Here is a 25072-nt window from a genome sequence, read left to right on the forward strand (position 1 = left end):
TAGTACACTTCGGTCGGATAGGTAATTTGGCGAGATTATACGATGATCAAACAAAGGACACTTAAACGTATCGTTCAGGCGACTGGCGTCGGTTTACACACCGGCAAGAAAGTCACACTGACGTTGCGCCCTGCACCGGCAAATACCGGGGTCATCTATCGTCGCACCGACTTGAATCCACCGGTTGATTTTCCGGCAGATGCCAAATCTGTGCGTGATACCATGCTCTGTACTTGCCTTGTCAACGAGCATGACGTGCGGATTTCAACGGTTGAGCACCTGAATGCCGCGCTGGCGGGCCTGGGTATCGATAACATTGTGATTGAAGTCGATGCGCCAGAAATCCCGATCATGGATGGCAGTGCTGCACCGTTTGTCTATCTGCTGCTCGATGCAGGGATCGATGAACTGAACTGCGCGAAGAAATTTGTGCGCATTAAAGAAACGGTTCGCGTTGAAGATGGCGACAAATGGGCTGAATTCAAGCCGTACAATGGTTTCTCGTTGGATTTCACTATCGACTTTAACCATCCGGCGATTGACGGCAGCAACCAGCGTTACGCCATGAACTTCTCTGCGGATGCGTTCATGCGTCAGATTAGCCGTGCACGTACTTTTGGTTTCATGCGTGATATCGAATATCTGCAGTCCCGCGGCCTGTGCCTGGGCGGCAGCTTCGATTGTGCCATCGTTGTTGACGATTATCGCGTACTGAACGAAGACGGTCTGCGCTTTGAAGACGAATTTGTTCGCCACAAAATGCTGGATGCTATCGGTGACCTGTTTATGTGTGGTCACAATATCATCGGTGCATTCACCGCGTTCAAATCAGGTCACGCACTGAATAACAAACTGCTTCAGGCAGTCCTGGCGAAACAAGAAGCCTGGGAATTCGTGACCTTCGAAGACGAAGCTGAACTGCCACTGGCATTCAAAGCACCGTCAGTGGTTCTGGCGTAAGCCTGACCATTCTGTAAGTTCGACTGGTAACCTGGTACTCTCTCCGTCCAGGGGGCCAGTCGTTTTTCTTTTCTCCCTCTTTCTAAATTTCTTCATCCTGGTTTTCTTTGCCTCTTATCTCGTGTCAACCCGCGCGATCGCTGCTTTCGTGACCATTTTTATCAACAGAACACAGTCATTCCTGCTGCTGTAGCACGCCATTAGTGATACTATCTCAGCGCTTAAAGATTTTGACTGACGAGTAATAACACAAGGTGGCAAAGTAGTGAGCGGAATACTGACGCGCTGGCGACAGTTTGGCAGACGATATTTCTGGCCGCATCTCCTGTTGGGGATGGTCGCGGCAGGATTCGGCTTGCCTGCGATTGCCAGTGGGACAGAAACCGTTCCTCCGACCAAAACCGCCAGCAGCCATACCTCGGCAACGAAAGTTAATTTCACCCATCTGGCAATGCTGGAAGGGAATCGCCGTCCTGCGTTCAGTGTCGACTACTGGCATCAACATGCCATCCGCACTGTTATTCGTCATCTCTCCTTTGCCATGGTGCCGCAGGCGTTGCCAGTGGCAGAAACCAGTGAACCCCTGGAAGTGCACCATCTGGCGCTGCTGGATACCCTGAATGCACTGCTGATGCGCGAAAGCCAGCCGCCCGCGATTGTCGGCTCGGTGGCTTACCGTACGGAACCGGAGCCCCACACTGCGTTTTCCATTAATACCTGGGTAAGCCAGGTGCACGGTATTCGCGCCGGGCCTCACTCTCTTAGCTGAACAAAAACAACCTATTACCTAATGCTAAGACTCCGCTGAGCGGAGCGATTGAGATTCTAAATATGCTTATCAAATTGTTAACGAAAGTTTTCGGTAGCCGTAACGACCGTACGCTGCGTCGTATGCGTAAAGCTGTCACTCAAATCAATGCCATGGAACCGGAGATGGAGAAACTCTCCGATGACCAACTGAAAGCCAAAACTCAGGAGTTTCGTGCTCGTCTGGAAAAAGGCGATACCGTTGAAAGTCTGATCCCGGAAGCGTTCGCCGTGGTCCGTGAAGCGAGTAAGCGTGTCTTCGGTATGCGTCACTTCGACGTGCAGCTGCTCGGCGGCATGGTACTGAATGACCGCTGCATCGCGGAAATGCGTACTGGTGAAGGTAAAACCCTGACGGCAACACTGCCTGCTTATGTTAACGCCCTGTCTGGTAAAGGCGTTCACGTGGTTACCGTCAACGACTATTTGGCCCAGCGTGATGCCGAAAACAACCGTCCGCTGTTCGAATTCCTTGGCATGAGCGTTGCGGTAAACATGTCTGGTATGCCTGCTCCAGCGAAGCGCGAAGCTTACGCAGCAGACATTACCTACGGCACCAACAACGAATACGGCTTTGACTACCTGCGCGACAACATGGCGTTCAGCCCTGAAGAACGCGTTCAGCGTAAACTGCACTACGCACTGGTCGATGAAGTGGACTCCATCCTGATCGATGAAGCCCGTACGCCGCTGATCATCTCCGGTCCGGCTGAAGACAGCTCCGAGATGTACAAGCAGGTCAACAAAATCATTCCAAACCTGATTCGTCAGGAAAAAGAAGACTCCGATACTTTCCAGGGTGAAGGTCACTTCTCCGTGGACGAGAAAGCCCGTCAGGTGAACATCACCGAGCGTGGTCTGGTTTTGGTCGAAGAACTGCTGGTGAGTGAAGGCATCATGGAAGAGGGCGAATCTCTGTATTCCCCAGCGAACATCATGCTGATGCACCACGTGACCGCTGCGCTGCGCGCACATGTGCTGTTTACTCGTGACGTCGACTACATCGTTAAAGACGGCGAAGTCATTATCGTCGATGAGCACACCGGTCGTACCATGCAGGGTCGTCGCTGGTCTGATGGTCTGCACCAGGCAGTTGAAGCCAAAGAAGGCGTGGACATCCAGAACGAAAACCAGACTCTGGCATCCATCACCTTCCAGAACTACTTCCGTCTGTATGAAAAACTGGCGGGGATGACGGGTACAGCAGATACCGAAGCGTTTGAATTCAGCTCCATCTATAAGCTGGACACCGTGGTTGTGCCAACGAACCGTCCGATGATCCGTAAGGACATGCCGGATCTGGTCTACATGACCGAAGCGGAAAAAATTCAGGCCATCATTGAAGATATCAAAGAGCGTACCGCTAACGGCCAACCAGTGCTGGTGGGTACCATCTCTATCGAGAAATCTGAAGTCGTTTCCAACGAGCTGACCAAAGCGGGCATCAAGCACAACGTGCTGAACGCCAAATTCCACGCCAGCGAAGCCGATATCGTTGCTCAGGCGGGTTATCCCTCTACCGTGACCATCGCCACCAACATGGCGGGTCGTGGTACGGATATTATGCTTGGTGGTAGCTGGCAGGCAGAAGTGGCTCAGCTTGAAGAGCCAACAGAAGAACAAATCGCAAAAATCAAAGCCGACTGGCAGGTTCGTCACGATGCGGTTCTGGCGGCAGGTGGTCTGCATATTGTCGGTACCGAACGTCACGAATCTCGTCGTATCGATAACCAGCTGCGTGGCCGTTCTGGTCGTCAGGGTGATGCCGGTTCTTCCCGCTTCTACCTGTCGATGGAAGATGCCCTGATGCGTATTTTTGCCTCCGATCGTGTATCGGGCATGATGCGTAAACTGGGGATGAAGCCAGGTGAAGCTATCGAGCACCCATGGGTGACCAAAGCGATTGCCAATGCGCAGCGTAAAGTGGAAAGCCGCAACTTCGATATTCGTAAGCAACTGCTGGAATACGATGATGTTGCTAACGACCAGCGTCGCGCTATCTACACCCAGCGTAACGAACTGCTGGACGTGTCTGATGTGAGCGAAACCATCGACAGCATTCGTGAAGACGTCTTCAAAGCAACTATTGATGCGCATATTCCGCCGCAGTCTCTGGAAGAAATGTGGGATATCGAAGGCCTGCAGGAGCGTCTGAAAAACGATTTCGATCTCGACCTGCCAATCAAAGAGTGGCTGGACAAAGAGCCGGAGCTGCATGAAGAAACGCTGCGTGAGCGTATTCTGCAAAGCGGCGTAGAAGTGTATCAGCGTAAAGAAGAAGTGGTTGGCGTCGAAATGATGCGTCACTTCGAAAAAGGCGTGATGCTGCAGACGCTGGATTCCCTGTGGAAAGAGCACCTGGCGGCAATGGACTACCTGCGTCAGGGTATTCACCTGCGTGGCTATGCGCAGAAAGATCCGAAGCAGGAATACAAGCGCGAGTCGTTCGCGATGTTTGCGGCGATGCTGGAATCACTGAAGTATGAAGTGATCAGCACCCTGTGCAAGGTTCAGGTCCGCATGCCGGAAGAAGTGGAAGCGATGGAAGAGCAGCGTCGTCAGGAAGCTGAGCGTCTGGCACAGATGCAGCAACTGAGCCACCTGGATGATGATTCTGCCGCTGCACAATCTCTGGCATCCGAAACAGGTGAGCGCAAAGTGGGTCGTAACGATCCGTGCCCTTGCGGTTCCGGTAAAAAATACAAGCAGTGCCACGGCCGTATTGCCTGATAACTGCTGGCAATAAAACACAAAGGGCGCTGATAACAGCGCCTCAGACTGCTGACAAAGAAGGAAAAAGCGTGGTTTTTCCTTCTTTGTGGTTATCAGCCGAAAATCAATAAATTGATTTTCCTTGTTTCTTATTAGGCACCCTATGACAAATCTTCATTCGTTAGAGGTTTGTCATCACTCTCGGGCGCTGATAACAGCGCCTTTTTTATGGAGTGAAGACAATGAAAATCCTGCAAATTTCTACCGGTATTCTTCGCAACGCAGCCGGCGAAATCTTTATTACTCAGCGCGCCCCTGATGCACATATGGCCAATATGTGGGAGTTCCCGGGCGGGAAAATTGAAGAGGGTGAGTCGCCAGAAATCGCACTGGCACGTGAGCTGTTTGAAGAAGTCGGTGTTTTGCCAGAATCCGCGATGTTGTTCGACAAACTTGAATACCAGTTCCCGGACAGACACATAACGCTGTGGTTCTGGCTGGTTGATAGCTGGCAGGGGGAACCGTGGGGGAAAGAAGGGCAGCCAGGGCGCTGGGTCGCGCAGAAAGATCTGTTGGCAGAAGAGTTTCCTCCTGCCAACGAGCCGGTGATCGCGAAGTTACTCGCAGAGGCTTAAGGTTGCTCTTCGCTCCAGTCGTCACTTTCTGACAGATCGCCAGAGCTTGGGATCCGCTTCTCTTCGGCGGCCCATTCGCCTAAATCGATCAGCTGGCAGCGCTTACAGCAGAAGGGGCGAAAGGGACTTTCTTCGCCCCAGACAATGGTTTTGCCACAGGTTGGGCAGTTGACGGTGGTGACATCGCTCATCATTATTCCTTAGCAGCAGGCCAGTTCGAAATCCAGACGTTCTGGCACAAGGCCATTTTCACTGTCCAGCGGCATAAAACGAATCGCAAAACGGCTCTTATGACCTGAAATTTGCGGATAGAGTTGATCGTCCAGTGCCAGTTGCAGGCGCAGCAAATCAGCATCTTCGCCGTTGTCCTGGAAGAAACCGTTCAGACTGGTTTGCTTGCGGAAAGGTGAGGAGTTACGCACTAAATCGAGGATCAGGTTAAGCGCCTGATTCAGTGGCTCAAGGCTTTCCAGCCAGTAAGCGACCTGTGCATCACGCTGTGATTGCGATGAGTGCAGCCAGATATGCAGTGTCGGAAGGTCGAAGCTACAGCAGCCGCCGGGAATGCTCAGACGCTGGCGAACCAGGGCGATAAGGCGGTCTTCTCGCAGAAGCTGGCCTATACGTGGGGCGGACATCAGAATGGAACTGCTTTGTTTCAACTGCAACCGCAGGGCTTCAATACGATTGATATCAACGCCCGGCACTTCATCCCATTGCTTCAGTTTGCGTTGCTGACGCTCAAGCTCTTTAAGCAGCTCGGTACGAACCTCGCCACGTTCGAACACATCCAGCAAATCCCCGACATTACGAAAAAAATGCAACGCGCTGGCATGATCTCTGACCGGCAAGTTGCAGTTCAGTTGCTGCACGAGAAATTCAATTCGCAGCCAGGTGCGCATTTTCTCGTTCAGGGGATGTTCAAAAAGGACGTGGGTGTGCATTACAATTTTTCCTGTGAATCGGCCTGCCGTGCCAGTTTCAGATAGCTGGCGTGCAGGCGGGCAACATCCAATGCGAGTGCATCTGGTGCGCCGTTGTTATCAATGACGTCGTCCGCTACGGCAAGACGCGCTTCGCGCGTTGCCTGAGCAGCAAGGATCTGTTTTGCATGCTCTTCAGAGACTGAGTCTCTTTGCATGGTACGCTGGAGCTGTGTTTGAGGCGACACATCAACCACCAGCACTCGGTCTGCTTTTTCCCAGAGCTTATTCTCCACCAACAGCGGAACGACCCACAGCACGTAAGAGGATGTCGCTTGCTGCATTTGGCGCTGCGTTTCTTGTTGAATCAACGGGTGAAGCAGAGCGTTCAACCAGGTTTTTTCCGTGTCGTTAGCGAAAATACGCTCCCGCAAAAGACGCCGATTCAGGTTACCGTCGGTAAGGCGCATTCCGGAACCAAAGCGATCAACAATAGCCTGTAATGCGGGAGTGCCAGGTTCGACCACTTGGCGAGCAATCACATCGGCATCAATAACGTTAACACCCAGGTCGGCAAAAGCGTTTGCGACAGTGGTTTTCCCGCTGCCAATGCCTCCTGTTAACGCGACTGTATACCTCATGCTACCGCTTCCTGTGAAGAATAATGACTGCATATCAATGGGTTAATTCTGGCTCTTTTCGCCACTCTGATGAGACATGTTAACGCCGCTGTTCACCAGGTAAATTTGTACGATTGTAGCGTAAAAAAAGTGAAAATCGCAGTCTTGTGCAGGGTTCATTAGTGCGTATGATAACGTCACTGGAGTTGTGCTTAGTCCCTTTTTGCCTCGAACCCCAGGAATCCACACATGCGTATTGAAGAAGATTTGAAGTTAGGTTTTAAAGACGTTCTCATCCGCCCTAAACGCTCTACCCTCAAAAGCCGTTCCGACGTTGAACTGGAACGCGAATACACCTTCAAGCACTCAGGAAAGACCTGGTCTGGCGTGCCGATCATTGCCGCCAATATGGACACCGTGGGCACCTTTGCCATGGCCAAAGCGCTTGCGGCATTCGGCATCCTGACCGCTGTCCATAAGCATTACTCCGTTGAAGAGTGGAGTGCATTTGCCCAGAGCGTTTCTGCCGATGTGCTCAAGCATGTGATGGTGTCTACCGGTACCTCTGATGCGGATTTCGAGAAAACTAAGCAGATCCTGAATCTGAATCCAGCCCTCAATTTTATCTGCATTGATGTGGCAAACGGCTACTCAGAACATTTCGTACAATTTGTTTCAAAAGCACGTGAAGCATGGGCCGATAAGACTATCTGTGCCGGTAACGTGGTAACCGGTGAAATGTGCGAAGAATTGATTCTGGCTGGTGCGGATATCGTTAAAGTCGGTATCGGTCCGGGTTCCGTCTGTACCACTCGTGTGAAAACCGGCGTGGGCTACCCACAGCTTTCTGCGGTGATTGAATGTGCCGATGCGGCGCACGGTCTGGGCGGTCAAATTGTCAGCGACGGCGGTTGCACCATGCCTGGTGATGTAGCAAAAGCCTTCGGTGGTGGCGCAGATTTCGTGATGCTCGGCGGTATGCTGGCGGGCCACGAAGAGAGCGGCGGTACCGTGGTGGAAGAGAACGGTGAAAAATTCATGCTGTTCTATGGCATGAGCTCTGAGTCCGCGATGAACCGTCACGTTGGCGGCGTTGCACAGTACCGTGCTGCGGAAGGCAAAACTGTTAAGCTGATGCTGCGTGGCCCGGTGGAAAACACTGCTCGCGATATCCTTGGTGGCCTGCGTTCTGCCTGTACTTATGTTGGTGCTTCTCGCCTGAAAGAGCTGACCAAACGTACGACCTTTATTCGCGTGCAGGAACAAGAGAACCGCGTGTTCAACAGCCTGTAATGTGAACAATGGCTGGTGCAGTTTTTGCGCCAGCCGTTATCCCGCCCCGCTGATTGCATCCCCCAAATGAAAAATAGGCAGATACATCGCCACGACCAGCGTGCCGATGATGATGCCTGTCACCAGTAGCATCACCGGTTCTAACAACGTTGCCAGATTCTCTGCCTGCTGATTGGTTTGCTGGCTGTGATAGTTCGCCAGATTTTCCAGCATCTTATCCAACGACCCCGACACTTCACCGGTTCTCACCAGTTGTTTGCACAGCGGGGTAAAAATGGGGCTTTTCGCCATGGCCTGCCAGATGGCGCTGCCTTGCGCCACCGAATCACTGGTCTGGCGAATGATGTTGCGCCACCAGGGGCAGCTAAGAGTTTTCTCTACACTTGCCAGCCCCTGTAAAAAAGGAATGCCCGCATTCTGAGTGAGCGCCAAAACCGTGTAGATCTGGCTCAGCATTTGCCCACGAATCAGGCTGGAAAAAACAGGCAGTTTCAGCAGTAGACGAGGGCGAAGCATTTGCCAACGAGGGCTGCGTTTAAGCAATGGGCGCAGTATAAGAGGCAAGAAGGCCATCGCAACAATGAGCGGTAAACCCCTTTGTACAGTTGAGGACATCGCCATCACCATCTTGGTCAGCAAGGGCAAAGGTGTGTTGAAGGTTCGGTAAATGGCGGCAAATTCCGGCAGAACAAAACCGCTCATCCCGATAACGACCACCACGGCCAACAGCAATATGATCAGCGGGTAGCGCAGGGCTTTTTTCACCTTTTGGCTCAGAGCGTGCTGCCTCTGCTGCTGGCGCGCCAGATGAAAACAGCAGTAATCCAGTTTTCCTGTCATCTCTCCCGCATGGATCATTGCCGGATACAGCGGGGTAAAGGCCTCGGGCCATCGCTGTAAAGCCACAGAGAGAGATTCCCCCTGAGCCAGACTACGAGCCAGATCTTGCAGCAATGCCTGCCATTGTGGGCTGGGATGTTGCTCTGCCAGTAGAGATAACCCTTCTGATAGTGTCAGCCCGGCCTGCAGCAGTGTGGCGAGCTGCTGCACGAATTCGCTGCAGTATTGCGCCTGCCAGTGAGACTTTTTTACCGCGCTGCGTTTTAATGTCAGCGGATAAACACCCTCTTGCTGAATCTGGTACAGGGCCGTCATTTTCGTGTCCGCCCACACACAGCCCTGTATTGTGACGCCCAGCGGTGTCACCCCTCGCCATTGCCACAACTGCTTACCCGGCATGCGGCAAGCCTATGACTCTTAGCAACTCTTCCACACTCGTCTGGCCTTGCCGGACACTCTCATAACCATGCTCAAACAGCGTCATCATTCCGCTATCACGAGCGATCTTCTCGATTTCCTCCGGGCTTGCTCCACTGATAATCGCCTGTTTCAGCGGCGGCGTGATAAGCAACACTTCAAACAACGCGAGCCGTCCGTGATAGCCGTGGTAACAGCGATTACAGCCAGGGGCATTCCAGTGCGGGAGAGGCGTACGGCAGAGCGAGTTTGGCAAAATCGATGAATAGCCTTCCTGTTTGCGGCAATGCGGACAAAGGCGGCGTACCAGGCGTTGAGCAATGACAACCTGGAGTGCGGAGGAAATCATCCAGCGTGCTACGCCCATTTGCTGGAGTCGAATCAGTGTTTCAGTCGTCGAATTGGTATGCAGCGTCGAGAGCACCAGATGCCCGGTTTGCGCCGCTTTTATCGCAATTTCCGCCGTTTCAGCATCTCGAATTTCGCCGACCATCACGATGTCAGGGTCCTGGCGCAGCAACGCACGAAGGACATTCTGAAACGTCAGGCCTGCCCGGCTGTTAATCTGTGTCTGATTAATTCCCTGAAGCGGGATTTCTACCGGGTCTTCCACGCTGCAAATGTTAATCTCCGGGTGATTACGTAACTGCAACGCGCTGTAAAGCGTCACGGTTTTTCCGCTGCCGGTCGGCCCGGTGACCAGAATTAAGCCTTGGGGTTGTTTGAGAGAAAGCTGGAATGCCGCAAGCTGTGCAGCGTTCATCCCCAACGCTTTGACATCCAGCGCCTGCTTCACCTGATGCAAAAGGCGCAGGACGACTTTTTCGCCGCCGCGACAGGGAAGCGTGGCGATACGGAATGAGACGTTATTTCCGCCGATATCCACGCTAAATTGCCCGTCCTGCGGTAAGCGGCGTTCGGCAATATCCAGGCTGCCCAGAACTTTGAGTCTGGCAATAAGCGGCGCACTGAGCGTCGGTGAAAAATTTGGCAGCGCATGAAGGACGCCGTCTACCCGTAATCGCACTCGCAGGTGTTCTTCGTCAGGTTCGAAATGGATATCCGATGCCCGCTGTTGCAGCGCCTGCTGGAAGGTCTGGTTCAGCAACTCCACCACGTTGCCGTTATCATCGCGAGCGGCGGGTAAATGCGTCTCCTGCGAGATGTGCAGATACTGGTCCATTTGGGGCTGATCCCAACACTCAATATCAATCCGCTTTTGCGTCGAAAAGCGCAGCGAATCCATGAGTTCTGTTGGCGGATCGCCCACGATAGCGATATTGAGCACTTGCTCACTGCTGCGGAGGACGACGGCGTGATAGCGCTGGCAGAGCGTCGTTATCTGTTCATGCTTCATCTTTTCGCCCTCAGTTACCGTCAAACCTGAAGACGTCTTCACACGCCTGCTTTAATGCGCTGTCGCTGGCAAGCGTGCAGGTGCGTTGCCATCCGGTAATGCCATTGGCCGTGTCCCAGTTTGGTTTTAACGTCACGCTTAGCCCGTTGAGGCTTTCCTGGCCTGTCAGGGTCACCGTGCCTTGCGCCACGTCCATTCCTGAGACATACCGGCTGGTTGCGGGCGCAGGAATGCCATTTGTGCCGCCGTCGCAGGGCGTGATACCGCCATGATCCAGGGCACAGAGCTCGATGGCCGTTCGGTAAGGCATAAAGGTTTGCAGCATGTCGGTGAGGGCCGCTTTGCGCAGGTAGTTCTGGTAGGCCGGAATGCCGATAGCGCTCAGAATGGCGATGATGCCGATGACCACCATCAGCTCAATCAGGGTAAATCCTTGTTCTCTGTTCATCACAGGCTCCTTGGTTAACGGGAGCACTTTGACAGCAGAGAAAGAGCATGACGAAGGGTTTTGATTGAAAGCAGAAGGGCGCTTCCAGAGTGTTTTATCGGCTTGCGGTGCGTTGCGAAACTTTGCGAAGGGGATCGTAATCCCCTTCAGGTTTGAGGTGTTATTTAAAGCGCATGGAGAGGTCGAGGGCACGCACGTGTTTGGTCAGCGCCCCCACGGAAATGTAGTCCACGCCGGTTTCTGCAAATTCGCGAATGGTGTCGAACGTGACGTTGCCGGACACTTCCAGGCGAGCCTGACCGTCGGTGATTTTTACCGCCTCACGCATCTGCCCGGTGTCGAAGTTATCGAGCATGATGATGTCGGCCCCGGCCTTCAGCGCTTCCTGCAGTTCTTCCAGGGTTTCGACTTCGACTTCCACCGGCACATCCGGGTGGAGCCAGAAGGCTTTTTCAACCGCCTGGCGTACGGAACCGGAAGCGATGATGTGGTTTTCTTTAATCAGAAACGCATCGGATAAACCCAGACGGTGATTCGCGCCGCCGCCGCACAGAACCGCATATTTTAGCGCGGTTCTGAGGCCTGGCAGGGTTTTGCGGGTATCAAGCAGTTGGGTGTTTGTGCCTTCCAGTAGTTCAACATAGCGACGTACTTCACTGGCAACGCCGGAAAGTGTTTGAACAAAGTTCAGCGCGGTTCGTTCGCCGGTCAGCAGTACGCGGGAAGGGCCTTTCAGTTCAAACAACGGCTGGTTGATGCTCAGCACATCGCCATCTTCCACATGCCAGGTGAGGCTGACATCGTCACCGGCGAGCTGAATAAACACTTCTTCTACCCAGCGTTTTCCGCAGAATACACCTGCTTCACGGGTGATGACCACCGCGTGAGACTGCGTATCTTCAGGCAGCAATTGTGCCGTGATGTCGTTTGCGGCGCTGACTTCACCGCCCAGGTCTTCACGCAGCGCATGCGCCACTGCAGCAGGAATATCAAGGTTAATACGTTCCAGCAGCGCGTCACGACGATGCTCAGGATTGTAGTGGCGAGGCGGCATGATAAAACTCCAAATGGTAAGGAATCATAAGTTATAAACATGCTACTCTGAACCGGATTTCAGCACCATACATTAAGGAGAGCCTGCATGCAGTTACACGGTGGATGGCTGGATAATGCCCGACGCGTGCCGTCGCCGCATCATGATTGCCGCCCGGATGATGAAGCCCCCACGTTGCTGGTGGTGCACAATATCAGCCTGCCGCCCGGAGAATTCGGTGGTCCCTGGATTGATGCACTATTCACAGGAACAATCGATCCTGATGCTCATCCCTTTTTTGCCGAGATTGCCCACCTGCGGGTTTCTGCACACTGCCTGATTCGCCGGGATGGCGAAATCGTGCAGTACGTTCCTTTCGATAAACGCGCCTGGCATGCTGGTGTGTCGTCGTATCAGGGGCGTGAAAAATGTAATGATTTTTCGATTGGCATTGAGCTGGAAGGCACCGATACTTTAGCCTATACCGACCAACAATATCAGCAGCTTGCGGCCCTGACCCGCGTGCTTGTCTCGGCTTATCCGGCCATTGCCCGCCACATGACCGGACACAGTGATATTGCTCCAGTGCGCAAAACCGATCCCGGTCCGGCATTCGACTGGCCACGTTTTCGCGCACTGGTGGGCCAACCGTCAGATAAGGAGATGACATGACGCTGTTTACCACGCTACTGGTGCTGATTGCCGAGCGTTTGTTTAAACTCGGAGAACACTGGCAGCTTGATCACCGGCTGGAAGTGCTGTTCCGTCGGGTTAAACGCTACTCTTTTTCCGTCACGCTGCTGATGACGATTATCGCGATGGCGATTGTCTGGCTGCTGACCCGCGCGTTACACGGCCTGCTATTTAATGTGCCGCTGCTGGTGGTGTGGATCTTGCTAGGCCTGCTGTGTATTGGTGCAGGGAAAGTGCGGCTGCATTATCACGCCTATCTGAAAGCTGCGTCGCGCGATGATGCCCATGCGCGAGATGCCATGGCGAGCGAGCTGACGCTGATTCATGGTGTGCCGCCTGGCTGCGATGAACGTGAATTTCTGCGCGAGCTGCAAAACGCGCTGCTGTGGATCAACTTTCGTTATTATCTGGCGCCGTTGTTCTGGTTTGTCGTCGGCGGCCCTTTAGGCCCGGTCACGTTGATGGGCTATGCGTTTTTGCGCGCCTGGCAGAGTTTCCTTGCTCGCTATCAAACCCCACGCGATCGCCAGCAATCCGGTGTGGATGCCATTCTCCATGTGCTGGACTGGGTTCCGGTGCGTCTTGTCGGCGTGGTGTATGCGTTGATTGGTCACGGTGAAAAAGCGCTGCCGGCGTGGTTTGCTTCCCTTGGCGACCGCCACAGTTCGCAATACCAGGTTCTGACACAGCTGGCGCAGTTCTCGCTGGCGCGTGAGCCGCACGTTGATAAAGTGGCGACACCAAAAGCGGCGGTCTCCATGGCGAAGAAAGCGTCATACCTGACGGTGGTGATCATGGCGCTGCTGACGATTTACGGGACGTTGGTTTAACCTGCATTGCCGGATGGCGCTGATGCTTATCCGGCCTACACCATTTATCGGGTTTGGTAGGCCGGGCAAACAACGTGCCGCCCGGCATTCAGCTCAGCTCTCAACCGTAAACTGGGTGTAAACTCCTGCACCTGCCCACTTCGAAGGCTGGCCCGCCGCAGCAAACAGCCCCAGTTTTGCGCCGACCCATTTGCCTTTTCCTGCCGCGAAGCAAGGTGTGACAGGCTGCCAGTCGCAGCCGTTTTCACCATACTGAAAAGTACATAATCCGCCTGCTTTTACCTCGACTCTAAGCCAAAGCGGGCAGTTTAACGGCCAGACGGCAATGTCATGCTGCTGCTGATGCAGCACACCGGTATCGCTCATCCACGCGGCGATCAGCTCGATTTTACCTTGCCCCTCGTGCTGTGAAAGCGCCAGCGCCGCATAGCGTTCGCCATAAATGATTAAGCCGCTCATTTCTCCCGGATGGTGAAAATCTGCTTGCAGACAGGTGGTCGCGCTGAACTTTCGCGCCGGGAATTTTTGTAATAGCAGATTGGGCTGGAGGTAGAGCGCCTGTTCGCCGTTATATTCGGGCACTGGCTGACAGCTTAGCCGCAGGGCATTGGTGGCTGGCTCCAGCCAGTTCGGCTGCGGCTGAGCCTGCCACTGCCATTGTTTTCCGGGGTGCCCGCTGGCGAAGTCATCGCTGGTTTGCGGCTGACGAAAACCTTGTGGCTGTTGGGCCACCGATGGCATCAGGTGTTCACTCACCGGTTGGCCTGGCTCGTCGGGAGAGCGCTGTTCACCGATAAGCGGCCAGCCATCGGCCTGCCAGCTCATGGGCTGCAGGTGGACAAGGCGTCCGTAGAGATCGGCATCCTGAAAATGCATGAACCAACACTCTGCATTTGCCAGTTCGACAAACCCACCTTGATGAGGACCGTTAACTCGGGTTTCTCCTTGCTGGAGCACCACCCGTGTCTCCCATGGCCCCTGTAGCGCACGGGCACGCAAGACCGTCTGCCAGCCAGTTTCGACGCCGCCAGCCGGAGCAAAGATGTAATACCAGCCGTGCTTTTTGTAGAGTTTTGGCCCTTCGAGGGTCGGATTATCCAGCGTGCCGTCATAAATAATCAGCCCTTCGTCCAGTAACGAGCGACCATCTGGTGACATCTCCAGGAGCTGTAACTGATGTTTTCTGCCACTGCGGCTATGGGCAAAAGCATGAACCAGCCACGCGCGCCCATCGTCATCCCACAGCGGACAAGGATCTATCCACCCTTTGGCCTGTTTGACACAGTGCGGTGCGCTCCAGCTGCCGCGAGGATCGCTGGCGCAGGACATAAAAATGCCTTCATCAGGGGTGCTGAAAAAGACCCAAAACTTACCGTCATGATAGCGAATAGAGGGGGCCCAGACGCCCTTGCCCGGCTGCACACTGTCGTAGACCGGAAGATTAAAGGTGGAAAATACGTGGTTGATAAGGCTCCAGTTGACTAAATCCTTTGAGTGCAGGACGGGCAGGGCAGGAAAATGGTTAAAACTGGAAGCCACCAGATAAAAATCATCCCCTACGCGGACGATATCTGGATCAGAATAATCAGCATGGATTACGGGGTTTTGATAATAACCGGGGCGTGCCGCGTGATTAGCCATGATGATTTCCTCCGACCGCGGGCAACGGTTGATTGGGGTTTTTAACCAGCAAAGGGGATTCTTGTTCCGTATTGTTGCTTTCTGCCTGCTGCCGCTGTGCCAATTCTCGCTGGATTTTGCCCATCATGGTGTCGTCGAGCGTATAAAAACGGCTCAGCCAGTAAAGAATAAAATAGGAGAGAGAAGGACCGAGGGTTAATAAGCCGATAATTCCATGGGTGGCGAGCGCTGTTTGCGCCGGGACGCCTGCTTGATACCCGAACCAGCCGAGAGAAAACCCAACAAAAGCACCGGCTACCGCCATGCCCATTTTTAAGGCAAATAAGTTGCCGGAAAAAGAGAGGCCGGTTATCCGGCGGCCAAATTTCCACTCCCCGTAGTCGGCTGCGTTGGCCATCATATTCCATTTAAAAGGCTGGTACATTTGATGGAAAAAGCCCACCAGAAAATAGAGCGGAAAGACCACCGCCAGCCAGGTGGGAGGCACAAAAAACATCACCACCCCGATAACCACTAACAGTAAGTTAATATTTTTAAACAGGGAGACCGCGCGATAACGCTGCGCTAAATAGCCAGCGGCGAGACTACCGATAATGGTGCCCACGACGCTGGTGGACACAAAAGCTGATTTCATGGCTGTCCCTGCGGCGCTTTCTATTCCACCCAACATCAGATAAGTCGCGTAGTAGAGCGTGGCGGCGCTGCGCATTACGCCAGCCATGCTGGAAAAGAAGGTGATGACAGCCACGATGCGCCACTGATCGTTCGCCAGCAAAATGCGCAGATCGCCGATCATACTGTGATGGGTTTCGCTGGCAGGACGCACTCGTTCGGAAGTGCTGAAAAAACAGAAAAAAAGCATCACGACAGCCAGGGTGCCCATGATCGCCATGGTGGCCTGAAAGCCGAACTGTTTATTTTCTTTGCCAAGCCAGTCGACCAAAAATAAGGTGGCAACCGACACGACCAATCCGGCCAGCGAGGAAATCGTAAAGCGATAGGATTGGGCGGATAAGCGATCTTTTTCATCCGTGGTGATCACGCCGCCAAGCGCGCAGTAGGGAATGTTGATAAAGGTGTAGCACAGCATTAATAAGGTGTAGGTAATGTAGGCATACAGCAATTTACCGGATGCGCCAAATTCCGGCGTTGTGAAGGTGAATACCGCCAGTACCGCATAAGGAACGGCGAACCAGATTAACCATGGACGAAAATGGCCCCACCGGGTACGGACCCGGTCGGCTAGCAGCCCGGTTAACGGATCGGTAATCGCATCGAGTACGCGGGTGACCAGAAACATGGTCCCAACCGCTGCCGCCGACAGCCCATAAATATCGGTATAAAAATAGGTTAAAAACATCGTTACTGAGGAATAGACAATGCCGCAGGCAGCATCGCCCATGCCAAAGCCAATTTTTTCGGCAATGGACAATCTCTTTGCTGTGCTCATTTTATCTCCAGCCTTTGAGTGTGGTGTTTTTTTACTCTATGGACCGGGGGGTTATTGCGCCATTGTGATATTTGGTCCGATCGTTATGTTTTTTATCAACTGAGGAAGTTGTCACATAACAGGGCTAAATTGGTCTGACAGACTTCAGGATATTCTGTATTTGTTCCGCTACAAATAAGTAACGCTCCTCATAAAAAGGAGCGCTATGGGCCATTTTACAAAGTATCCGCAGGCGGGATGCCAAAATCAGGCATCCCGTTTTCGTTCCAGCGAATCAGTTTTAAACGCGTATGGCGGTTCGGATCGTAGAGCGGATCGCCTTCAATCTCGGTGTAATTTCTCGCGTGGTAGACCAGCACATCTTCCCCTTCCGGCGTTACCGTGAAGCTGTTATGTCCCGGCCCATACTGGCGGTTTTCATAGCTGGTGGTGAACACCGGCACCTGTGATTTGTGCCAGTTGCTGGCCTGCATCGGGTCAGCGTCCAGGTCTATCCACAGCAGCCCCAAGCAGTAGTTTTCGTCGGTGGCACTGGCGGAGTAGCTAACAAATAGTCGGTTTCCATGAACCACTACCGCGGGGCCCTCATTAACCAAAAATCCACGACACTCCCAGTCAAACTCGGGTTTGCTGAGCAGCACCGGCGGGCCTTTCAGCGTCCATGGGTTTTCCAGTTCTGCCAGATAGAGGTTGGAGTTTCCGGCAATATCTGGCGCTTTTTGCGCCCATAAATACCACTGTTTTCCCTGGTGTCGGAAGGTGGTGGCATCCAGCGCGAAGGTATCAAACGGCGTTTTAACCTGACCTTTTTCAACCCATGTTCCGCTGAGCGGGCACTCATCCGTGCAGGCTAGCGCAAACATGCGATGCTGGAACATGCCGAGCTTATCGAGGTCATGCGTATGCGTGGCAGCGAAATAGATAACCCATGTTCCGTCGATGTTGTGCAGTTCTGGTGCCCAGATAAGCTGACTCATTGGTCCGGTATCTGGTTTTCTCCACACCACAACAGGCTCTGCATGATGTAATCCTTCAAGCGTGGCCGCCTGACGAATCTCCAGACGGTCGTACTCCGGCACGGAAGCGATAAAGTAGTAATTCTCTTGATGGCGCAGAATAAAAGGGTCTGCGCGCTGTTCAATAAAAGGGTTCGGCCATGCGGTCATTGTGGTTTCCTTATCAGTTCTGCCTGTGCCTGATAGTCGTTCAGTTCGCGGTAATTCTGGCGGCGTTTTTCCAGATCGCTCTGGATCTGTTTCATCAGTTCGCGGTCAACTTTCAGTAAGCGCACCACGCCTGCGGTGATCAGATAACCCACGCCTGGGATCACGCTAAACAGCAGCACAATGCCGTTGATCGCCTGCGCACTTTGCGCTTTCGCACCTGCGTCGTAACCGTACCAGGAAAGCAGAAAGCCCACCATGGCCCCAGCGACAGCCAGCCCAACTTTAAGGAAGAACAGGTTTCCAGAGAAGCTGATCCCGGTGATGCGTTTCCCGGTTTTCCACTCGCCGTAATCATCCACATCAGCCATCAGCGACCAGTGCAGCGGGGAAGGGATTTGATGCAGGATGTTGAGCAGGAAGTAGAGCACCATAATCATCATGGTGGCTTTCGGGTCGAAGAAGTAGAACGCGCAGGAGAACACCGCCAGTACGATATTCGTCCAGAAGAACACTTGCAGCTTGCACCAGCGGTCGGTGAGGACTTTCGCCAGCATACTGCCGATCATCATCCCCACCACGCCAAGGCTGATAAACAGCGTGGCGAAATGCGTGCTTTGCTGCATGACCCACGTCACGTAATACATGGTTGCCGCCATACGGATAAAGCCGGGGCAGACGTTACTCAACGTTAGCAGCAGGATGCGCACCCACTGGTCGTTTTTCCACACGTCTTTCAGGTCGCGCTTCAGTTCGTCATTGGTTTGTACTGCCGGGCGTACGCGCTCGCGCACGGTAGCGAAACAGAACAGGAACATGCACATGCCGATAAACGCCAGCACGGTCATCGCCATTTGATAGCCTTTGGCTTTGTTATCGCCACCAAACCAGTCGGCCATTGGCAGTAAAGTCAGCGACAGCAACAGGGTGGCGATGCCGACCATCACGAAGCGATAAGACTGGCAGGCCACGCGCTCCTTCGGATCGTTGGTGATCACGCTGCCCAGTGAGCAGTAAGGAATGTTGATGGCCGTGTAAGTGATGGAAAGCAGGAAATAGGTGACAAACGCATAGATAACTTTGCTGCTGTAGCTCCATTCCGGCGTGGTGAACATCAGCACGCTGAACAGCGCGTAGGGGAAGGCAATCCACAGCAGCCATGGGCGAAAGCGGCCATATTTGCTGCGAGTGCGGTCTGCCATTGCGCCCATAATCGGGTCGGTGACGGCGTCAATCACACGAATGGAGAGCAGCAATACGCCCACCAGTGCCGGAGCCAGCCCGAAAATATCCGTATAAAAGTAGTTCACAAACAGCATGATGGCGCCAAAGATGATGTTGCACCCGGCGTCCCCCATGCCATAACCGATTTTTTCTCTGACCGTTAATTTGTTGTTTTCCATTGACGCGTCCCCGCAATGAGATAGGCAGAATATTATTCGCTCGCTAACGGAATATTGCGTTGCAGGAATGCGGTGATGACATGGACAAATCTGCTGTAGGAGGGAAAGTGTGAAGCAGGTAACAGGCTGCTGTGACAGTTTTCTCTGGGTAAAGGATGTGGACGATTTACGCAGAAGGGAGGCTGTTTGAGTGGCAAAACGCTCTGTACCTGCAATGAGATACAGAGCGTGGAGGGATTAAGCGCGAACGGCCTTCGCCCCTTTCTGTTTAATCATATAGCCGATACCGAGGATAACGATCCACGCCGGGATCAGGTACACGGAAATCGCCATACCTGGGGTCATCAGCATGATGATCAGCACCGCGGCCACGGTGAACAGGCAAATCCAGTTCCCCAGCGGGTAGAACAGGGCAGGGAAGCGAGTGGTGACGCCCTGCTGCTGCTTGGCTTTGCGGAACTTTATGTGCGCGAGGCTAATCATCGCCCAGTTGATCACGAGGGCGGAAACAACCAGCGCCATCAGCAGGCCGAAGGCCGACTCCGGTGCCAGGTAGTTAATCAGCACGCACAGTGCGGTGAAGACGGCGGAAACCAGAATGGTGTTCACCGGCACGCCGCGCTTGTCGACTTTGGTCAGCGCTTTTGGCGCGTTGCCCTGCTGTGCCAGGCCGAACAGCATACGGCTGTTGCAGTACACGCAGCTGTTGTACACGGAAAGCGCGGCGGTCAGCACCACGATGTTCAGCGCGTTGGCAACGAAGGTGTCACCCAGCTCGTGGAAAATCAGCACGAACGGGCTGGTGTCTGCGGTAACGCGAGTCCATGGCAGCAGAGACAGCAGCACGGCCAGCGAGCCCACATAGAAAATCAGGATGCGGTAGATAACCTGGTTAGTCGCTTTCGGGATGCTATTTTGCGGGTCGTCAGCTTCTGCTGCGGTGATGCCAACGAGTTCAAGGCCACCGAAGGAGAACATGATTATCGCCATCATCATCACCAGCCCCTGGACGCCGTGCGGCATGAAACCGCCTTGCTCCCACAGGTTGCGGACGGTGGCCTGTGGGCCGCCGTGACCGCTGAACAGCAGCCAGCCGCCGAACAGGATCATCGCCACCACGGCCACCACTTTAATGATGGCGAACCAGAACTCCATCTCACCGAACACTTTCACGTTGGTCAGGTTGATGGCGTTAATGACGACGAAGAACACCGCCGCAGAGGCCCAGGTTGGGATCTCGGGATACCAGAACTGGATGTATTTGCCGACGGCGGTCAGTTCCGCCATGGCGACCAGCACGTACAGCACCCAGTAGTTCCAGCCGGAGGCGAAACCGGCAAAGTTGCCCCAGTATTTGTAGGCAAAGTGACTGAAGGAACCGGCTACGGGCTCTTCGACCACCATTTCACCTAACTGACGCATGATCAGAAAGGCCACGAAACCTGCGATCGCATAACCCAGAATAATACTTGGGCCTGCGGATTGAATAACGGAAGCGCTGCCCAGAAACAGGCCCGTTCCGATGGCTCCACCCAGCGCAATAAGCTGAATGTGGCGGTTTTTGAGGCCGCGCTTCAGCTCGTCGCCGTGCTGTTGACCTTCCATTTTGAAACCTCGTGAGTGATTGTTTTTTCTACGCTTTGGTTAAGCGCGTGTCATTATGAATTTCCGTTTTCTGTACATTATTTTTTACATTACGGAAGGGGGAATCTTGCCTGGTAGGCTTCCGCAGGTTGAAGAATAGTGGTAAGTGCCAGTGAATGCACCTGCTTTATGAAGGGATGTCGACGAGTTGCATAAAAAGAAACCAAATGTAAATGCACCAGCCCGGCTTCTTCCGCTGATTTTATTCAACGCCTAACCGAAGCTTTTGAATGTTCATGCACTTTTTTGCCTGTTGAATCGGTTCAATGTGAAAAAGTTTGCGTTTCAGGAAGGTTAAATCTGCCTCTTTGTGGGTAAATGTAACATGTGTTCAAGGTTGCACTACTGAAACATGATTTCTGTAAGGTTGTTAAAATGTGCCGGGTTTACTGATTTCAATCAAAACCTGTATGGACAGAAGGTGAATACTTTGTTACTTTAGCGTCACGAACTATGAATTGGTAAGACCAATTGACTCCGGGTAAGTGGCTTGAGACAGGGAACCATGGCCTACAACAAAATCCGCCAACCAAAATTATCCGATGTGATTGAGCAGCAGCTGGAATTTTTGATCCTTGAGGGGACGCTGCGCCCCGGTGAAAAACTTCCACCTGAACGCGAACTGGCCAAACAGTTCGACGTTTCCCGTCCCTCTCTGCGCGAGGCGATTCAACGTCTCGAAGCGAAGGGTCTTCTGCTTCGTCGTCAGGGCGGCGGTACCTTTGTCCAGAGTAGCCTGTGGCAGAGCTTCAGCGATCCGCTGGTAGAATTGCTCTCCGATCACCCTGAATCCCAATTTGACCTGCTGGAAACCCGTCACGCGTTTGAAGGCATTGCTGCGTATTACGCGGCATTGCGCGGCACAGAGGAAGATCGTGCGCGCATCCGCGAGCTGCATCAGGCGATTGAAGTCGCGCAGCAGTCTGGCGATCTCGATGCCGAATCCAGTGCTGTCGTCCAGTATCAAATTGCCGTCACCGAAGCCGCTCATAATGTGGTCTTACTTCATCTGTTACGCTGCATGGAACCTATGCTGGCGCAGAACGTTCGACAGAACTTTGAATTGCTGTATGCCAGCCGGGAAATGCTCCCACTGGTCAGCAGCCATCGCACCCGAGTTTTCGAGGCGATAATGGCCAGAGAGCCGGAGCAGGCGCGCGAAGCGTCGCACCGTCACCTGGCCTTCATTGAGGAAATCTTGCTGGACCGCAGCCGTGAGCAAAGTCGTCGCGACCGCTCGCTTCGCCGCCTACAGCAACGAAAGGACTAGCATCACAAGGTTTTTTTAAGCGCCAGTTTTTAGAGCGCGGCAACTAAACGCAGAACCTGTCTTATTGTGTTCTTCGCTTCAGTTGCCCTAAATAATTCGGCTTGTATCGCGACGGCAAGCGTCGGAATCCCCAGGAGCTTACTTTAGTAAGTGACTGGGGTGAGGACGTGAAGCCAACAATGAGACAAGTCGAAGTATGACGGGCAAGAATGCAATGGGACAGGTTCCAGACAAATCAACGATTAGACAGATAAGGAATACCCCCCATGTCAGAACGTTTCCCAAATGACGTGGATCCGATCGAAACTCGCGACTGGCAACAGGCGATCGAATCGGTCATCCGTGAAGAAGGTGTTGAGCGCGCTCAGTATCTGATTGACCAGCTGTTATCTGAAGCCCGCAAAGGCGGTGTGAAAGTTGCGGCGGGTACCGGGGCAAGCAATTACGTAAACACCATTGCCGTTGAAGATGAGCCGGAATACCCGGGCAATCTGGATCTGGAACGTCGTATTCGTTCTGCTATCCGCTGGAACGCGATCATGACCGTTCTGCGTGCTTCCAAGAAAGATCTGGAACTGGGTGGCCACATGTCCTCCTTCCAGTCTTCTGCGACTATCTATGAAGTGTGCTTTAACCACTTCTTCCGTGCGCGCACCGAACAAGACGGCGGCGACCTGGTGTACTTCCAGGGCCACATCTCTCCGGGCGTTTACGCACGTGCGTTCCTCGAAGGTCGTCTGACCGAAGAGCAGATGAACAACTTCCGTCAGGAAGTTCACGGTAAAGGCCTGTCCTCTTACCCGCACCCGAAACTGATGCCTGAATTCTGGCAGTTCCCAACCGTTTCGATGGGCCTGGGCCCAATCGGTGCGATCTACCAGGCGAAGTTCCTGAAATATCTGGAACACCGTGGCCTGAAAGATACCTCTCAGCAGACCGTTTACGCCTTCCTGGGCGACGGCGAGATGGACGAACCAGAATCCAAAGGTGCGATCACCATCGCGACCCGCGACAAGCTGGACAACCTGTGCTTCATCATCAACTGTAACCTGCAGCGTCTGGATGGCCCGGTCACCGGTAACGGCAAAATCGTTAACGAACTGGAAGGCATCTTCGCCGGCGCCGGCTGGAACGTGGTGAAAGTCATGTGGGGCGGTCGTTGGGATGAGCTGCTGCGTAAAGACACCAGCGGTAAGCTGATTCAGCTGATGAACGAAACCGTTGACGGCGACTACCAGACCTTCAAATCCAAAGATGGCGCTTACGTGCGTGAGCACTTCTTCGGTAAATACCCGGAAACCGCAGCCCTGGTTGCTGACTGGTCTGACGATCAGATCTGGGCCCTGAACCGTGGTGGTCACGATCCGAAGAAAGTCTACGCGGCTCTGAAAAACGCGCAGGACACCAAAGGTAAAGCGACCGTTATCCTGGCCCACACCGTTAAAGGTTACGGCATGGGTGAAACCGCTGAAGGCAAGAACATCGCTCACCAGGTGAAGAAAATGAACATGGACGGCGTGCGTTATATCCGCGACCGCTTCAATGTTCCTGTCACCGATGAGCAGGTTGAAAACCTGTCTTACCTGACCTTCCCGGAAGGCACTGAAGAGCACACCTACCTGCACGCACAGCGTCAGAAACTGGGTGGCTACCTGCCATCTCGTCAGGTGAACTTCACCGAGAAACTGGAAATGCCAGCTCTGGCTGACTTCCAGCAGTTGCTCGAAGAGCAAAACAAAGAAATTTCTACCACTATCGCTTTCGTGCGTGCCCTGAACGTGATGCTGAAGAACCCGTCTATCAAAGATCGTCTGGTTCCGATTCTGGCTGATGAAGCGCGTACTTTCGGTATGGAAGGTCTTTTCCGTCAGATTGGTATCTACAGCTCCAACGGCCAGCAGTACACCCCGCAGGACCGTGAGCAGGTGGCTTACTACAAAGAAGACGAGAAAGGTCAGATTCTGCAGGAAGGGATCAACGAACTGGGTGCTGGCGCATCCTGGCTGGCGGCTGCGACTTCTTACAGCACCAACAACCTGCCAATGATCCCGTTCTACATCTACTACTCGATGTTCGGTTTCCAGCGTATCGGTGACCTGTGCTGGCAGGCTGGCGACCAGCAGGCTCGCGGCTTCCTGGTAGGGGGTACTTCCGGTCGTACAACCCTGAACGGCGAAGGTCTGCAGCACGAAGATGGTCACAGCCACATTCAGTCTCTGACTATCCCGAACTGTATTTCTTACGACCCGTCTTACGCGTACGAAGTTGCGGTGATCATGCACGACGGTCTGGTGCGTATGTACGGTGAGAAGCAAGAAAACGTCTTCTACTACATCACTACCCTGAACGAAAACTACCACATGCCGGCGATGCCGGAAGGTGCCGAGGAAGGTATCCGTAAAGGTATCTACAAACTCGAAACCGTGGCAGGTAGCAAAGGTAAAGTTCAGCTGCTGGGCTCCGGTTCTATCCTGCGTCACGTCCGTGAAGCAGCGCAGATCCTGGCGAACGACTACGGCGTGGGTTCTGACGTGTACTCCGTCACTTCCTTCACCGAACTGGCGCGTGATGGCCAGGATTGTGAGCGCTGGAACATGCTGCACCCAATGGAAACTCCACGTGTGCCGTACATCGCTCAGGTGATGAACGACGCGCCGGCTGTTGCTTCCACTGACTATATGAAACTGTTTGCTGAACAGGTTCGCACCTACGTACCGGCTGATGATTACCGCGTACTGGGTACTGATGGCTTCGGTCGTTCCGACAGCCGTGAAAACCTGCGTCACCACTTCGAAGTCGATGCTTCCTATGTGGTTGTTGCGGCGCTGGGCGAACTGGCTAAACGTGGCGAAATCGACAAGAAAGTGGTGGCGGATGCGATCACCAAATTCAACATCGATGCAGAAAAAGTTAACCCGCGTCTGGCGTAAGAG

General features: G+C 53.5%; 21 protein-coding genes. 9 read left to right on the forward strand and 12 right to left on the reverse strand.

Features of this window, described 5'->3' with window-relative positions; all coding sequences use genetic code 11:
• Positions 1-42 precede the first annotated feature (42 nt).
• From lpxC to mutT, 4 genes are all read left to right on the forward strand, one after another.
• Entirely contained in the window at positions 43-960 is a 918-nt protein-coding gene (lpxC, locus tag ACLW56_RS03035) for a UDP-3-O-acyl-N-acetylglucosamine deacetylase (RefSeq protein ID WP_330982341.1), read from the forward strand.
• A gap of 265 nt (positions 961-1225) precedes the next feature.
• Positions 1226-1729: a secA translation cis-regulator SecM gene (secM, locus tag ACLW56_RS03040; RefSeq protein WP_330982342.1), complete on the forward strand. Its 504-nt coding sequence runs from the start codon at positions 1226-1228 to the stop codon at positions 1727-1729.
• A gap of 62 nt (positions 1730-1791) precedes the next feature.
• Positions 1792-4497, forward strand: a complete 2706-nt coding sequence (secA, locus tag ACLW56_RS03045) for a preprotein translocase subunit SecA (RefSeq protein ID WP_330982343.1) — start codon at positions 1792-1794, stop codon at positions 4495-4497.
• Positions 4498-4721: 224 nt separating this feature from the next.
• Positions 4722-5114, forward strand: coding sequence for an 8-oxo-dGTP diphosphatase MutT (gene mutT, locus ACLW56_RS03050; protein WP_330982344.1), 393 nt, complete (start codon positions 4722-4724; stop codon positions 5112-5114).
• Here mutT and yacG read toward each other — a convergent pair.
• The 3 genes from yacG to coaE are packed head-to-tail and all read right to left on the reverse strand — an operon-like array spanning position 5111 to position 6678.
• Entirely contained in the window at positions 5111-5305 is a 195-nt protein-coding gene (gene yacG, locus ACLW56_RS03055) for a DNA gyrase inhibitor YacG (RefSeq protein WP_330982345.1), read from the reverse strand. The two genes, mutT and yacG, sit on opposite strands and share 4 nt — an antisense overlap.
• A gap of 9 nt (positions 5306-5314) precedes the next feature.
• Positions 5315-6058, reverse strand: a complete 744-nt coding sequence (gene zapD / locus ACLW56_RS03060) for a cell division protein ZapD (protein WP_330982346.1) — start codon at positions 6056-6058, stop codon at positions 5315-5317.
• On the reverse strand, positions 6058-6678 hold the full coding sequence (gene coaE, locus ACLW56_RS03065) for a dephospho-CoA kinase (protein WP_330982347.1): 621 nt from the start codon (positions 6676-6678) through the stop codon (positions 6058-6060). The genes zapD and coaE overlap by 1 nt, the downstream gene beginning before the upstream one ends.
• A 228-nt stretch (positions 6679-6906) precedes the next feature.
• Between coaE and ACLW56_RS03070 the strand changes: the two genes are divergently transcribed.
• Positions 6907-7950 (forward strand): GMP reductase, encoded by a 1044-nt coding sequence (locus ACLW56_RS03070; RefSeq protein ID WP_330982348.1) that lies wholly within the window; start codon positions 6907-6909, stop codon positions 7948-7950.
• Positions 7951-7986: 36 nt separating this feature from the next.
• Here ACLW56_RS03070 and hofC read toward each other — a convergent pair whose 3' ends face one another.
• The 4 genes from hofC to nadC form a co-directional block, all read right to left on the reverse strand.
• A complete protein-coding gene (hofC, locus tag ACLW56_RS03075) occupies positions 7987-9189 on the reverse strand; it encodes a protein transport protein HofC (protein WP_330982349.1) in 1203 nt (400 codons plus the stop codon).
• The gene (gene gspE, locus ACLW56_RS03080; protein ID WP_330982350.1) at positions 9179-10564 is read right to left on the reverse strand and encodes a type II secretion system protein GspE; all 1386 of its coding nucleotides are present in this window, start codon (positions 10562-10564) and stop codon (positions 9179-9181) included. Before gspE ends, hofC begins: the two co-directional genes overlap by 11 nt.
• 10 nt (positions 10565-10574) lie before the next feature.
• On the reverse strand, positions 10575-11012 hold the full coding sequence (gene ppdD, locus ACLW56_RS03085; RefSeq protein ID WP_330982351.1) for a prepilin peptidase-dependent pilin: 438 nt from the start codon (positions 11010-11012) through the stop codon (positions 10575-10577).
• A 160-nt stretch (positions 11013-11172) separates the two neighbouring features.
• Positions 11173-12066, reverse strand: a complete 894-nt coding sequence (gene nadC, locus ACLW56_RS03090; RefSeq protein ID WP_330982352.1) for a carboxylating nicotinate-nucleotide diphosphorylase — start codon at positions 12064-12066, stop codon at positions 11173-11175.
• A gap of 87 nt (positions 12067-12153) precedes the next feature.
• Here nadC and ampD point away from each other — a divergent pair, with 87 nt between their 5' ends.
• Both ampD and ampE read left to right on the forward strand, forming a co-directional pair.
• Positions 12154-12717 (forward strand): 1,6-anhydro-N-acetylmuramyl-L-alanine amidase AmpD, encoded by a 564-nt coding sequence (gene ampD / locus ACLW56_RS03095; RefSeq protein WP_330982353.1) that lies wholly within the window; start codon positions 12154-12156, stop codon positions 12715-12717.
• Complete coding sequence (gene ampE, locus ACLW56_RS03100; RefSeq protein ID WP_330982354.1) at positions 12714-13568, forward strand: beta-lactamase regulator AmpE; 855 nt, start codon at positions 12714-12716, stop codon at positions 13566-13568. Before ampD ends, ampE begins: the two co-directional genes overlap by 4 nt.
• Positions 13569-13661: 93 nt before the next feature.
• Here ampE and ACLW56_RS03105 read toward each other — a convergent pair whose 3' ends face one another.
• The 5 genes from ACLW56_RS03105 to aroP form a co-directional block, all read right to left on the reverse strand.
• Positions 13662-15209, reverse strand: coding sequence for a glycoside hydrolase 43 family protein (locus tag ACLW56_RS03105; protein ID WP_330982355.1), 1548 nt, complete (start codon positions 15207-15209; stop codon positions 13662-13664).
• On the reverse strand, positions 15202-16659 hold the full coding sequence (locus ACLW56_RS03110) for a glycoside-pentoside-hexuronide (GPH):cation symporter (RefSeq protein WP_330982356.1): 1458 nt from the start codon (positions 16657-16659) through the stop codon (positions 15202-15204). Before ACLW56_RS03110 ends, ACLW56_RS03105 begins: the two co-directional genes overlap by 8 nt.
• Before the next feature lie 215 nt (positions 16660-16874).
• On the reverse strand, positions 16875-17825 hold the full coding sequence (locus ACLW56_RS03115; RefSeq protein ID WP_330982357.1) for a family 43 glycosylhydrolase: 951 nt from the start codon (positions 17823-17825) through the stop codon (positions 16875-16877).
• Entirely contained in the window at positions 17822-19225 is a 1404-nt protein-coding gene (locus tag ACLW56_RS03120) for an MFS transporter (RefSeq protein ID WP_330982358.1), read from the reverse strand. The genes ACLW56_RS03115 and ACLW56_RS03120 overlap by 4 nt, the downstream gene beginning before the upstream one ends.
• A 237-nt stretch (positions 19226-19462) precedes the next feature.
• Positions 19463-20830 (reverse strand): aromatic amino acid transporter AroP, encoded by a 1368-nt coding sequence (gene aroP / locus ACLW56_RS03125; protein WP_330982359.1) that lies wholly within the window; start codon positions 20828-20830, stop codon positions 19463-19465.
• A gap of 544 nt (positions 20831-21374) precedes the next feature.
• Between aroP and pdhR the strand changes: the two genes are divergently transcribed.
• The gene (gene pdhR / locus ACLW56_RS03130; RefSeq protein WP_330982360.1) at positions 21375-22139 is read left to right on the forward strand and encodes a pyruvate dehydrogenase complex transcriptional repressor PdhR; all 765 of its coding nucleotides are present in this window, start codon (positions 21375-21377) and stop codon (positions 22137-22139) included.
• A 266-nt stretch (positions 22140-22405) separates the two neighbouring features.
• Complete coding sequence (gene aceE, locus ACLW56_RS03135) at positions 22406-25069, forward strand: pyruvate dehydrogenase (acetyl-transferring), homodimeric type (RefSeq protein WP_330982361.1); 2664 nt, start codon at positions 22406-22408, stop codon at positions 25067-25069.
• The last annotated feature ends 3 nt before the right edge of the window (positions 25070-25072 follow it).

Source organism: Pantoea sp. sgz302252 (genome assembly GCF_047713085.1).
Taxonomy (GTDB): Bacteria; Pseudomonadota; Gammaproteobacteria; order Enterobacterales; family Enterobacteriaceae; genus Scandinavium.